The organism is Bradyrhizobium sp. LeoB3, assembly GCF_055456055.1.
Window position 1 is genome coordinate 1 of sequence record NZ_JBVBEF010000145.1, and the last position, 13,341, is coordinate 13,341.

The 13,341-nt window shown below is 58.0% G+C and carries 11 protein-coding genes and 2 pseudogenes; 10 read left to right on the top strand and 3 right to left on the bottom strand.

From position 1 onward, the window contains the following. The 4 genes from ACZXDY_RS41840 to ACZXDY_RS41855 form a co-directional block, all read left to right on the top strand. A partial coding sequence (locus ACZXDY_RS41840) for a nuclear transport factor 2 family protein (RefSeq protein ID WP_464349502.1) occupies positions 1 to 288 on the top strand: 288 nt, incomplete at its 5' end. Between the two features lie 406 nt (positions 289 to 694). Continuing rightward, the gene (locus tag ACZXDY_RS41845; protein ID WP_464349503.1) at positions 695 to 886 is read left to right on the top strand and encodes a hypothetical protein; all 192 of its coding nucleotides are present in this window, start codon (positions 695 to 697) and stop codon (positions 884 to 886) included. Between the two features lie 323 nt (positions 887 to 1,209). Beyond that, positions 1,210 to 1,752, top strand: a complete 543-nt coding sequence (locus tag ACZXDY_RS41850) for a DUF302 domain-containing protein (RefSeq protein WP_464349504.1) — start codon at positions 1,210 to 1,212, stop codon at positions 1,750 to 1,752. 283 nt (positions 1,753 to 2,035) lie between these two features. Further along, the gene (locus ACZXDY_RS41855; RefSeq protein WP_464349505.1) at positions 2,036 to 2,542 is read left to right on the top strand and encodes a hypothetical protein; all 507 of its coding nucleotides are present in this window, start codon (positions 2,036 to 2,038) and stop codon (positions 2,540 to 2,542) included. 815 nt (positions 2,543 to 3,357) lie between these two features. On the opposite strand, the pseudogene ACZXDY_RS41860 reads toward ACZXDY_RS41855, so the two are convergent. Next, positions 3,358 to 3,727: pseudogene (locus ACZXDY_RS41860) on the bottom strand (transposase); the annotation flags it as partial. Between the two features lie 388 nt (positions 3,728 to 4,115). Between ACZXDY_RS41860 and ACZXDY_RS41865 the strand changes: the two are divergent. From ACZXDY_RS41865 to ACZXDY_RS41890, 6 genes and pseudogenes are all read left to right on the top strand, one after another. Next, the gene (locus ACZXDY_RS41865; RefSeq protein WP_464349506.1) at positions 4,116 to 5,081 is read left to right on the top strand and encodes a c-type cytochrome; all 966 of its coding nucleotides are present in this window, start codon (positions 4,116 to 4,118) and stop codon (positions 5,079 to 5,081) included. 287 nt (positions 5,082 to 5,368) lie between these two features. Next, positions 5,369 to 6,565, top strand: coding sequence for an efflux RND transporter periplasmic adaptor subunit (locus ACZXDY_RS41870; RefSeq protein WP_464349507.1), 1,197 nt, complete (start codon positions 5,369 to 5,371; stop codon positions 6,563 to 6,565). A 17-nt stretch (positions 6,566 to 6,582) separates the two neighbouring features. Further along, positions 6,583 to 9,789 carry an efflux RND transporter permease subunit gene (locus tag ACZXDY_RS41875; protein WP_464349508.1) on the top strand — a complete coding sequence of 1,069 codons (3,207 nt, stop codon included), beginning with the start codon at positions 6,583 to 6,585 and terminating at the stop codon, positions 9,787 to 9,789. Between the two features lie 993 nt (positions 9,790 to 10,782). Continuing rightward, entirely contained in the window at positions 10,783 to 11,190 is a 408-nt protein-coding gene (locus ACZXDY_RS41880) for a winged helix-turn-helix transcriptional regulator (protein ID WP_464349509.1), read from the top strand. Positions 11,191 to 11,211: 21 nt separating this feature from the next. Further along, positions 11,212 to 11,415: pseudogene (locus ACZXDY_RS41885) on the top strand (GMC oxidoreductase); the annotation flags it as partial. Between the two features lie 354 nt (positions 11,416 to 11,769). Continuing rightward, entirely contained in the window at positions 11,770 to 12,609 is an 840-nt protein-coding gene (locus tag ACZXDY_RS41890) for an alpha/beta fold hydrolase (RefSeq protein ID WP_464349510.1), read from the top strand. A 312-nt stretch (positions 12,610 to 12,921) separates the two neighbouring features. On the opposite strand, the gene ACZXDY_RS41895 is transcribed toward ACZXDY_RS41890, so the two are convergent. Together ACZXDY_RS41895 and ACZXDY_RS41900 are read right to left on the bottom strand one after the other, a co-directional pair. Next, positions 12,922 to 13,065 (bottom strand): hypothetical protein, encoded by a 144-nt coding sequence (locus tag ACZXDY_RS41895; protein ID WP_464349511.1) that lies wholly within the window; start codon positions 13,063 to 13,065, stop codon positions 12,922 to 12,924. Between the two features lie 63 nt (positions 13,066 to 13,128). Continuing rightward, on the bottom strand, positions 13,129 to 13,341 hold a 213-nt coding region (locus tag ACZXDY_RS41900), incomplete at its 5' end, for a LysR family transcriptional regulator (RefSeq protein WP_464349512.1).

Consider the following 13,341-nt stretch of genomic DNA (forward strand, 5'->3'; position numbering starts at 1 on the left):
AGCAGCCCGTTGAAGGGCATGGCTGCGATCGCCAAGAGCGTCAAAGGCTTCTTGGACGATGTTCGCGACTTCCAAGTTGAAGTTTCGAAAGTTTATCGTGTGAAAGGCGAAGACGCAGTCTTCGCTGAGTTTACCGCGAAGGCCACCGTGATCAGCACGGGACGTCCTTACAACCAGACCTACATTCTCTATCTGCGCGCCGAGGGCGGGAAGATTGCCGAGCTGCGCGAGTATTTCGACGCGCCGCGTGTCGTCGCGGCGTTTCAACCTCAGCTAAACAAGGGGTAAGTCATGGCCCAACGTATTCGCACCTATGAAGCCGAGGACCCGTCGGAGCTGCAGTATGAGGAAGTCGGCGAGCCCGGCGTTGGTCGAGTTGGCCTGGACACCGTCGGCCTCAATTGCTCGCTCTGCGGTGCGGACAATCGAACGCAATATTCGGCTGAATGCATTCTATCGCTACAGTGCCATGCCATACTAGCGTTCTACGGTCGTCAACCGCAGCGCTCGTGCGCGCAAAGGGACAGTCGTCGCCATGGAATCGAAAGCGCTAGCAGCTTCATCCACGAACCAGGAGCAGCCGAGTGCAATGGAGGTGTTCCGCCAGCGGAGCTGTCATCCCATGATTTCATCGTTTGCGGGGCGGGTTCGTTTCGACGCAAAAGTTCTGAAATAAATGCAGGGAGGAAGCAGCATGAGCAAGTTCGACATCATTGCTTTTGAGTTGGAAATGGACACTGATATCAGTGTTGTCATAGATAATCAGTGTGATCTGGTGATCATCGAAGAAGTCGGGGCAGATGGCTCGATAGCTATGTGCGGTAAAACCGCGGCTGAACTTGGGCGGCGCCTGGTTCAGCAGTTCGGTGTGGTCAAAAAGCAATGAAACATTGGCCCTCGCGATCTTCACAAGCACCAGACATCTGGAATCGTAGCATGAAGGGTAATGTGGGAGACCGACTCAGAGCCATCGGTGCCAAAGGAGGATGGTTCTTCAAAACCTGGAAACTTTAGTACCGCGGCGGATGCGTACTCAACCGGTTTGATAGGCCCTTCGTGTTGCGATGGAGCTTCCGACTACGGCGCTTGAGGTGGTCTGGGGTCCGGCCGTGTCGACGAATCTTCCCGTCGATCGGCAAGATAGGAATCGCAACCTTTGCGGGCCGATTGCGCGCATGGTGTAGAAACTATCGACCGCTCAGTGGTCTGTTGGAAAAAATTCGAAGTAACCCCTATCGCCGCTTGAACCTCAACGAAAATAGAAGGAATCCCATCGCGCGGCGCCATATCCTGAGCTGGCTCTTTTTGATGGTCCTAGTGTTTCTCGGGACTATTATGTCTGCAGCGGGGCAATCCGGCATCATCACGAAGCAAAGCAAGCATTCGGCCGCCGTCACACTTGATCGCCTTGAGGCCGCCCTTAAAGAGCGCGGATTTATGATCTTCACGAGGCTCAATCATGCTGCAGCTGCGGAATCTGTCGGCTCGAAAATGCCTCCCTCAACGGTGTTGGTGTTTGGCAACCCGCGGCTCGGCACGCCGTCGTTTCTTAAACAGCCAACGCTTGCGATAGATCTTCCGCTCAAGGCACTCGTGTACGAAGACGCGGGAGGCAAGGTCTTCATAAGCTACAATTCCTCAGAATACGTCATGGAAACACTTTATTCTCGGCATGGTGTGACAGGTAGCCGGGATATTGAAGCTCAGCTCTCGCGAGTGCTGGCGGAAGCGACGGACGCAGCCGCTAACTAACCGAAGAAGCACCTTCTCAAACACCCGGTTCCATGTGTTCCGCTCTTCTGATCCAGTGGAAAGGGGAGCGGAAGCTTATAAGCAGCAACGCATGAAAGCGCCGTCGGCGCATGCAAAGCGATGTCTCGTCCGCAAAGTCTGTTCTGTTGCGTAGGTAGTCAATTTTGAGCGATTCGAAGGCAAACGGTAGCGCTTCCCCAGCAAAGGTGACCGTGTGAAGCAGCTAGATCATTTGTGTAGTGTGGTGGCCTTTGAGCGAGGGGACCCAAAACAGAAGAAGCGCATGAAAGTTCTAGTGGTTTCGATACCGGCGACAGGTCATTTGAATCCTCTATTGGCGATCGCCCACATATTGATCGAAGAAAAGCACGAAGTCACATTCGCGTCACGAAGCGTCCTGCGCCAGCGGATCGAAGCCGTAGGCGCAAAATTCATGTCCTTTCCGCCAGCCGCAGACATTGATTTGGGGCATCAACATACGACGGCCCCCGAGCTGAAAGACATCGCGCTGGGACCGGAATGGCTCCGCGTTGCCATGGAGCTACTCTTCATCGATACCATACCCGCGCAGCACGCCGGCATGCAGCAGGCTCTCCGCGAGTTCCGGGCCGATGTGATCATCGGAGACGATATGGCTTTGGGCGTTGTTCCTATGCTGCTCGGCGCGTGTTCAAAGCGACCACCTGTTGTGCTGTGCGGCACTTCGATCTTGCATTGGCAGCGGGAGGATGGAGCTCCGCATTTTCTCGGCCTGCCGCCAGCAACTACCAAGGCGCAACGCGACGAATAGCGCTGCCCGCGCTTCCGCCGGCAGCTCCGGCCATGCGGGCGTGCCGGTGGCGTCGTTCGACGTGCCGCTCCCGAACAGATCTATCTGATGCTGCGGGCGCGATCGTCGGTTGTGTCGGTATCCTTTCCTTGGTCTCTCGTCACGCGTGACATGATCTCTCCCCGATTCTGATCGTGAGAGGCTCCGGATGCGTCAGAAAGCAGGGCTGCTGATGGCGTTGATCCTTCAACGACAGATCGAGCAGCGCGGAGAGCGCCGCAAGTGCCTCCGTGCTGACACACGGTTGAGCTGCCAAAAGCCCAGGGTATGCCGTCCGGTCGAATATCCAGGCCGGCACTTCAAGACCCCGATCTGCTCGGGCGTGCAGCGGAAGAAGACAAAACCATACTTGTCGACGGCACCATGAATGCAAACCTGGCGACCAAACCAAGGATGATGCCGATAAAGAACCTCGCGAGGAACGGTCCTGTGGGCGTTCTCAAACCTCGTTGTACAACACCACGCGCACTCATTTGTCATTGAACAAGGATGCCCCCGGTCCATCGCGGCGTTGAGTGGGCCGGGAATATCGTCTGCCGCCCGATCGAGGTGGAATGCACCATCAATATGGCCGGATATGATTTACGGCAGGCACAGGCCTACGTTGCGAGTCGAAGCCTGCTCGGATGACAGTCGCGGGCATCCCGCTCAGGCTCTGAGGGGCTATATACCCCTTAGTTGCCATCCGAAGTGTGTTTCGGCCTGCAATATTGACCCCATGAGCCGGGGATCGGCGTCCACAATCGGCTCCGACGCAATCTTGGTACGACTCCACTCTATTCCGCGCCGATTAGCCTGGCTTGGAGCAGATCGATTTTGGCGCGGCCATACATTTGCCGCCTGACGAGTTTGGGCGGGTGATCCGTTGGACCAAGGCAAGGTGATCGCCGCCCGAACCGCCGCTTCGTCATTCGTAACGCCGCCGGCGAATGAGGCAACGAGACTGGCGCGAGCGCGCTCGATCCATGGTGACAGCTCGGCGGCGGCTCTGCGCCGGGTCTTCAAGTGGAATTCGGCGATGATCTCGCGTGCCTCGACCAAGGTTGGTACGCCAACTCCGACCGCCGCGACAGTGACGGTCTCCGCCTTCGAGAGCGTATCACGTCCAACCGTCATGAGACGAGTGATCGTTCTGGCCGACGGGATCTAGTCTTGCCATCCGCCTTCGCAAGAACCGAGCGATTTGATCCAGCTGCGGGGCAATGCGATCGAGTAGGTCGTCGTGAATACCATATGTTCGCTCTACCGTGCGGACAATCGGACACAATATTCGGCTGAATGCATTCTATCGTACGGTGCCATGCCTCACTACCTTTCGACGACCGTCATCCGCAGCGCTTCGTGCGCACAAAAGGCCAGTCGTCGCCGTGAAATCGAAATGAGTAGCACATCCATCCACGAACCAGAAGCAGCCGAGTTCAATGGACATGTCCATGCCAACCAGCTCAAACTGGCAGCAGAGTTTCGGCCATTATATGATTTCATTGTAGCGGGGCGGGTTCGTCTCTGAGAAAATCACAACCCGATAAACGACATGCATAATCTTATTTTGCTTGCGGCGCTGCTCGCTGGCGCTGCCCTGTTCGCTTGTCTCAGCCTCCGCGTCCGGCAGGCGAAGAAAATGTCGCTTCGATGGCCTGGGGCGGCATTGGCCGGGCTCATCGCCATCGTCCTGTTCCTGACCTGCATCGCCGCGTCTGTAGGACATTACAAACAGTATTATTCACGCCGCGCACCGGTGCCGGAGCTGCGAGTCGAGGGAAGCGACGAACAGATCCAGCGCGGCCGGGCCATTGCCGGCAGTTTCTGCGGAGGCTGTCATTCACCGACCGGGACTTTCACGGGAGGCAAAGATATCGGCGAGCATCTGCCGGCCTATCTGGGGGCGTTTGTATCGTCCAATCTCACACCGGCGGGACCGTTGAAACAGTGGTCGGATGGGCAGATCTTCCGGGCCGTTCGCAATGGCATCGACGCCGAAGGCCGTCGTCTCATGATCATGTCGCTTACCAATGCCGGCAATCTGAGCGATGACGACATCCGCGCGCTAATCGCCTATATCCGCTGGCTCCCGGCGGCCGGTGCGGCCACGCCGCAGCCGCCCGACCAGCTCAATCTCCACGGTCTTGTCATGGTGGGAACCGACCAATTTCCATCCGGCAAACCGGTCAAGACCGGCGTCATCACAGCGCCGCTCAAAGCACCGACCATCCAGTATGGCGAATACATCCTGTCCTATCATGACTGCCGGGAATGCCACGGCCAGCAATTGACCGGAGGTGTCCAGGGTCAATGGGCCCCAATTGGGCCAGGATTGAGCTTGGTCGCGGATTGGAGCCGGGAACAGTTCATCGCTACTCTACGCACGGGCAAAGACCCGAGCGGACACCAACTCAGCGAAAAGATGAATTGGCGTACGTTCGGCAAGATGGACGATGACGAACTGGGTGCCATTTACGAGTATCTGACGCACCTGCCCGGCTCCGAAAGCGATCGCTAACTAGATGAATGTCTCACTTCGGAAATGCGCACCTTTCAGTGCGAAACGCACACAATCGGCAGTCTTCGAGCGAATACCGCCTGCTGCTATAACAGACGGGTCCGCAATCACTGGAGACGGTCACCCAATATCCAGACTGTCAGCACTTGTGATGGGTCTTTAAGGGCGCCGACGCTGATGTGATCTACCAATGGTACTTTTTGCCGAAACTAGATCGATGTCCGGCAGGCTACCAACCGCATCGGCGGCTGATCCAACGCCGCAACATTAGTAGGGAATCAAGGACGATGACGCTTAAACACGTCACCAAACGCACTCAATTTGCTGGCGCGATTGTGAGCCTCACCACCCTCGTCGTGACGGCATGGCTCGCCGCTCCCTATCGTCAGAGCGGCGCGGCCGCGTCTGCAGCGCCTGCGGCCCTTCCACAAGTCGTGGTGAGCAAACCGCTGGCGCGCGATGTTGATTCGACGCTTGGATTCCTTGGTCAATTTTCCGCAATCGAGCAGGTTGAGCTTCGCGCCCAGGTCGGCGGCACGTTGGCCGGAATTCACTTCAAGGACGGGGACATCGTCCATCAGGGCGATCTGCTCTTTACCATAGACGCGCGCCCCTACGAGATTAAGCTGGCACAAGCCAATGCTCAGCTGAAGACGGCAAGCGCGCGCCTCGCGCTCGCCGATCGCGAACTCAACCGTGCTCAAGTCCTGGCGACCAAATCGTTTGGAACGGAACAGGCCGTGGATCAGCGCACGGCCGACCAGAAAACCGCTCAGGCGGCCATGGACGACGCAAAGGCTCAGATCCGGGACGCCCAGTTCGATCTCGAACATTGCAGTATACGGGCGCCCTTCACTGGGCGCATCGGCACGCATCTCGTCTCCGTCGGCAACCTGATTGCCGGCAGCCGCGCCGCGACAACGCCGACGACATTGCTCGCGACGCTCGTCTCGATCGATCCGATCTATCTGGATTTCGATATGAGCGAGTCCGATTTCTTGACTTTTTCCCGCGATCGTGTGCGGGTCAAGCAAATTGCAGGCAAAGTCGAAATCGCGCTCAGCGACGAGACAGAGTTTGATCGGCGAGGCACGCTTGATTTCGTGGACAACGCACTCAACCGCTCGAGCGGTACGATCCACGCCCGAGCCAGCGTTCCGAATCCCGATCGCCTCCTGATCGCGGGAGAGTTCGCCCGCGTGCGGCTTGTCGTGGGCGCGCCACTTCAGGCTCTCCTGGTGCCGGACACGGCCGTGCTCCCTGACCAGTCACAACACATGGTCATGACCCTCGGTCCGGACCGTACGGTCGTGCCCAAGCAGGTCGAGATCGGCGATCTTCAGGGCGGCCTGCGCGTGATCCGGTCCGGGCTTGCGCCGAACGATCAAGTCATTATCGACGGCATTCCGCACGCGGCACCGGGCGCAAAAGTCGCACCACAGGACGGCACGATCCGTTACGCGACCGCCGCAAGCCAGGGCTAGAGAATGGAGTTCGCGACATGCGTCTCGCACATTACTTCATCGATCGTCCCCGCTTCGCGACCGTGCTCAGCATCTTTGTGACGGCGGTTGGTTTGGGAGCTTTTGCAGTCCTTCCGTTCGCCCAATATCCGGAAATCGTCCCTCCGACTGTGCAGGTGACGGCATCGTATCCCGGTGCATCCGCTGAGACCGTCGCCCGGACCGTCGCAACGCCGCTTGAACAGCAGATCAACGGTGTCGAGAACGCGCTGTACATGAGCAGTCAGTCGACAGGCGATGGCAATCTCACGATAACGGTGACGTTTCGCATCGGCACCGACCTCAACGTCGCGCAAATGTTGACACAGAACCGGGTCCAGAACGCGCTGTCGCGCCTGCCCGAGGACGTGCAGCACTTAGGCGTGCAGGTCCGCAAGGCTATACCCAGCATCCTGTTGGCCATTCACCTGTACTCGCCCGACAAGTCGCGTAACACGCTCTATTTGTCGAACTACGCGACACTGCATATCAAGGACGTGCTGGCGCGGTTGCCCGGCGTCGGCGACGTGCAATTTGTGGGCGGTCGCGAATATGGGATGCGCGTCTGGCTTGACCCGGACAAAGCTGCGGCCGACGATCTCAACGCGAGCGAAGTGCTTTCAGCACTGCGTGAGCAGAACCTGGAGGTCGCGGCCGGCATCTTGAACCAACCGCCGCTCCAAAGTCGCGAGGCCTATCAGCTCAACGTCGAAGCGCTCGGCCGGCTATCGACACCCGAGCAGTTTGCGGACATCGTCGTTAAGTCCGACGGCCGGGGCCGCGTGACTCGCGTCCGCGACATCGGTCGCGTCGAAGTCGGCGCCGCCGATTACGGCAGCACAGCCTACATGGACCGCAGCAATGCAACGGCACTGCGCATCTATGCAGAGCCCGGCGCCAACTCGCTCGCTGTTGAACATGAAGTCCTGGCGGCGATGCAGGAGCTGAAGAAGGAGTTTCCTCCCGGCGTCGACTCGATCATCATCTATGACCCGACGGTCTTCATCGCAAAGTCGATCAAAGAGGTTATCGTCACGATTTTCGTGGCAATCCTGCTGGTGGTTGGCGTTGTATTCCTGTTCTTGCAGAACTGGCGCGCTACCATCATTCCGGTCATTGCGATCCCGGTCTCACTGATCGGAACCTTCACGATACTGGCGGCCTTCGGCATCTCGCTCAACAACCTGTCCCTGTTCGGCCTCGTGCTGGCGGTCGGTATCGTTGTCGACGACGCGATCGTCGTCGTCGAAAATGTCGAGCGCAACATGCACGAGGGTATGTCGCCCCTCGAAGCCGCCCATCGGACAATGGACGAGGTCGGCGGCGCGCTGATCTCGATTGCACTCACCCTTTGCGCGGTTTTCGTGCCGTCGGCCTTCATCTCCGGCATTTCCGGACTGTTCTTCCGCCAGTTCGCGGTGACGATTTCGGCTTCGACACTCATCTCCTGCTTCGTCTCGCTGACGCTCAGCCCAGCTCTCTGCGCCGTGCTCTTCAAGCCGCACTATGTCCACGACGATACGTATACAAATCGGGTGCAGCGCCTGCTGTTTGCCGCATTCGACCGCTTCAATCGTGGCTTCGACCGACTCTCTTTCGGCTATGGAAACTTGACGCGCCGACTCGTGCGTGGCGGCGCCATCGTGTTCTTGGTCTATGCGGGGCTGATTGTCGTTGCCGGCATCGAATTCGCGAAAACGCCGACCGGCTTCATTCCCGAGCAGGACCAGGGCTACTTGATCAACGTCGTTCAGCTTCCGCCCGGTTCGACCCTGGACCGGACCGAAAACGTCGTCCGGCGCGGCATCGACATCATTCTGGGGACGAAGGGGATTGAGCATGTGGCGGCCTTCGCCGGCCTTGATGCCACGACCTTCACGGTGGCATCGAATGCAGCAACGATGTTCTCCGGCTTGCCATCACTTTACAATCACGACCTTCCCGGCGTTACCGCGAACACGGTGTTGGTTGATTTGCGAAAGCGCGTGTCGGTCATTAACGATGCCAACGTGCTGACCATCCCGCCCCCGCCGGTGCAGGGCCTTGGCAGCGCGGGCGGCTTCAAGATGATGCTGGAAGACCGTGCCGGGCTCGGCTCCGAAGCGCTGGTCAAGGCCGCCCAAGCGCTCGTCGCAGCGGCCAACAAGGATCCGAACTTTGCCGGCGTATTCACGCTGTTCAATACAGGTTCGCCGTCGGTCTATACCGATATAGACCGATTGAAAGCGGAGAAAGTAGGCCTCACGCTGACCGACGTCTTTTCGACGCTGAAGGTGTATCTTGGCTCGCAATACGTGAACGACTTCAACTATCTTGGCCGCGCCTATCAGGTCAGGGTTCAGGGTGATGGCGAATTCAGGCGCACATCGCAGGACATCGCTCGCCTGAAGGCACGCAATACGTCCGGTGAAATGGTGCCGATCGGGACAGTGGCGCAACTCAGGAGCAAAACGATCCCATATCGCATGCCGCGCTACAATCTCTTTCCAGCGGCCGAGGTGCAGGGGGTGGCGGCGCCGGGCGTCGCCACTGGCACGGCATTGTATCGTATGGAGGAGCTCGCCCACGATGTCCTTCCGAAGGGCATTGTATTTGAGTGGACTGACCTCGCTTTCGAGCAACAGCAACGGGGCACGCCGACCCTTCTCGTCTTCGGGGCGGCCGCGCTCTTCGTCTTTCTCGTTCTCGTCGCGCAATACGAAAGCTGGAAGCTGCCGCTCGCGATCATCCTGATCGTGCCCATGTGCCTGCTCGCCTCCGTCACAGGGTTGCTCGCGCGGGGCATGCCCATCGACATTCTGGTGCAAATCGGCTTCGTTGTTCTCGTCGGCCTGGCTGCCAAGAACGCGATCCTGATCGTCGAGTTCGCGCGCCAGCAGGATGAGGAAGGCATTGCTCCCGGCGAAGCAGCTGTGCACGCTGCACGTACGCGTCTTCGGCCGATCCTGATGACCTCGCTGGCGTTCATCCTGGGCGTTGCCCCGCTCGCCGTCGCCACCGGAGCAGGCGCTGAGATGCGACAATCGCTCGGCACAACGGAGCTATTTGGGATGTTGGGCGTGACCTGCTTTGGCCTCTTCTTCACGCCCGCCTTCTATACGTTTGTTCGCCGGCTAGGTCGTAGGGAAACCGATGGAGGCCGTTCCGGCGTCAGCCACCCATTCGCCACGACCCCCACCGACCCTCTTGGTGAACACATTTTCTAGAATCGCTTGGAAGAGGAAAGGAGCATTTTCATTAAGTGGCACAAACTCTCACGGAGCATGCGAAAGAATCATGGTGACTGGAATTCGATCCGATAGAGATTCAAGGAGTCGTGTTCCGGTGCGATCCCGCTCCGGAACCACGTATCATTGACACGTGGCGGGAGGAAGAGACTCCACAAGAGTATCGACCCTGCGATTGTGGGCTCAATCGTAAGAGTGACCAGTATTCTTCCATAGATCTCCCCATTCTCTCCCTATTTCTCCCATTGACAATCTGTAGTTGCGGCATGCAAAGACGACGTAACAGTTGCAGCACTCGAAATGATCAAGAACCCATGCTTACAAGCTGAGCGCGGCGAGCTTCGCGCCTTGAGGCGCCATCAGGTGCATTGACGTCCGCTATCTCTGATAGCATTCAAGCTTGTCGCTTAACCTCTCCTCACACGTTCGAAGAATGACCCGCGAACGACAATTTGATATGATAATTGTCATATAAATATTTTTGGCGCGGCGGGTTTCAACAGATCGCGATGCTTCCGGCCGGCACCGACATGGCGCTGGGCGCCATGGTCGGAGGAGAATTTGTGGGTAATTGAAAGCCTCACCGGGGACTTACAGGCTGAGTGAAAAGACTAGCAGAACAAGGTCGACCGTGTGGAAGATGAGGCGGCCTTTTGGCTAATCCGCGCGTTTGGCTGATGTTCTGCGAACCATTTGCACACTTTAAGCCGGGCCACATGGAGTAAAGCCGGGCCACATGGAGAAGGAACCACAAAAGCTCCGCAGTCGCACAAGGGGGAGGGGCATTGTCGAGGGGCAATTAGCACTGCGGCGCGACTGTGCATCTGCATCGTGCCGCGGACAACCGGGCACAAGAGTCGGTCGAATGGACGCTATCTTCCGCCGCTCCGCCGCATTAGATTTTGCTCGATCATGGATCGCGTCCTTATCCGCGGGAACACATGGTGAGGCGCAAGTAAGAGTCGGGGTGAGATGGTAAGGCGAACCAGCCACAGAAAGTCCGGCTGCGCCGTCGCGAGAACGCTAGATGTGGTCGGCGATGGGTGGTCACTCCTCTTAGTACGCGACGCGTGCGAGGGGCTGACTAGGTTCGGTGAATTCCAAAAGAGCCTCGGATTGGCCAAGAACATACTGTCCGCGAGGCTCCGAGATCTCGTACAGTACGGGGTCTTTAAAGTAGTCCCTTCTTCCGATGGCAGCCCATACAACGCATACGTATTGACCGAGAAAGGCCAAGGTTTGCGGCCGGTTCTAGTTGCTCTTGGCGAGTGGGAAGAAAAGTTCTCTCTCGCACCCGACGACGACCACTTCCAATGGTGGGCAAAACGTGAGGTCATGCCGGACAACCTGAAAGGAGACGCGATTGAAGGCTTCGCGTGAGATGCGGCGTCAGCCCTCTAGCACCAAGCCTGCACCGTGAAGAGTGGGCGCGAAGAAGTGTCAGTCGTCAACAGCAAGCTCCAGGTCTTTGGCATCGACAACCTACGAATCGCCGATGGACCGATCATGCCGCGCATCAGGACCGGCGACACCGTGGCGACTTGCGTAGTCATTGGAGAGCGCGCCTGGAGGAGGCGGTGCCTTTCAGGAAAAGCGCGGGCGTAAAAGACAATGAAGAACGGTGACGATCAATTTGCGGAGCTTCCGATTGAATGACCGCACCGCAATTGCCACCCGTGGTGGGAGCGGAATTGGAGGCCGCGCAAGGCGCAGCACGGCATATGACGTCCGCAGGAAGCATCGTAAACACTGCGTTGACGCTTGGATTATCGCGCGGGCAGTTTTGCTTCGTCGTCCGACATCGTCGCGAGAAAGTCAGTTCGGGTGAGTAAAAAACCAGAAAAACACTTATGGTTTCCTCACTCGAGCGACCTGTTAGCTAGCACTCGCTATCAGCCACGATAGTTATGAGCACGGTTTCATGACTGTCATCATGAATGTTTATAAAAGGAGAAAAATATGGTTAAAGAGACGCACGTCACGGCTCCCACTCGCCTGGTTGAGGCAAGTGGAGTCCGGTATGCCTACAGGCGGTTCGGATCGGAGAGCGGCACACCGCTTGTTTTTCTGCAGCACTTTCGAGGCGGTCTCGACAATTGGGATCCTCTGGTGACGGATGGGCTCGCTAAAGAACGTCCCGTCATTCTCTTCAACAACGCGGGCGTAGCAAGCTCGACCGGGAAAACTCCCGACACATTCGATGCGATGAGCGACCATCTGGCAGTCTTCGTTAAGGCACTCGGATTGTCCCAGGTGGACGTCCTCGGCTTTTCGATGGGGGGCTACGTCGCGCAAAGCTTTGTTTTGCGGAACCCTCAGTTTGTAAGGCGGTTGGTTCTTGTGGGGACGGGCCCTCGGAATGGTGAGCCCGGCACCAATCCGCGGGTTCGTGAGGTTGCGTGCAATCCGGTGCCAGCTTTGGAGGATTTTCTGTTTCTCTTTTTCTCGCCGTCGGAGAAGAGCCAAGCGGCTGGCCGGGCCTTTTGGGAGCGCCGTCATCAGAGGCAGGACGCCGATCCCCCTTCGTCCGTTCAGACCATGCAAGCCCAAACCGCCGCGCTGATGGAGTGGCGTCAGCCTCGCGGAGAGCGGTACGCCGATTTGAAGACAATCAAGCAGCCCACTCTGGTCGCTAACGGTCACAACGATATAATGGTGCCGACCATCAACTCGTTCACTCTGTCGCAGCACATTCCGAATGCGCAGCTGATTGTCTATCCGGACTCTGGGCATGGCGCACATTTCCAGTATCCGGAGCTGTTCGTCGCTCACACCAAGCTATTCTTGGACGCGGCCTAAGCCGAAATCCGCCGGAAGACGTTTTGTCCTCTTCCGGCAACTTCGCTCGTGTTGCCCCGTGGCGATCCAGCCATACGCGTATGGGGCCAGGAGCTTGACCAGGCCGCATGGTCGACGCCAAGTTGACGTGCGGCCGCGTGCGGCCAGTGGGGGTCGGCTAGCACCGCGCGGCCCATCATTGCCAAATCGGGCTTTTCGCCGCGGACTAGAGCGTCGGCTTGCTTCGGATCAGGGACAAATACGGAAGTAAAAATGCTCCTAGGCGCGGAGCTAATTGCCTGGCAGCAATTCGCACTACAGAGTTCAACTTCATCAGTGTGATTCGAGACGCAGCGCGACGGTCGGAAATGTCTTCTCGAACGCCTCCATTGCGTCGACCACGCGATCTGCCGGGAGCATGACGTCCACGACGATGGAGAGTTCGGACTCAAGGCCGCCCGGCACTGATTCTGGCACGCAAACTGTCCACGCCGACTGACACTGTGCGCACCTCTGACAGAACGGATGAGCCAATCGCCGTCAGCGTTGGCCTGCGCGTTCGGTCCCGATCGAACAGTTGAACCCAAGCTGCTGCTCGAGATTGGTAATCGTATAGCTCACAGCCGAAGTCGCCCGCCCGAGCTTTCGTCCCGCAGCCGCGAAGCTTCCCGTCTCAACAACGGTCAGAAATACCTGCAATTGGTCGAGACTGGGGACGCCAGGGCTCCGCATTTCAGATTCCTTGAACGTTAT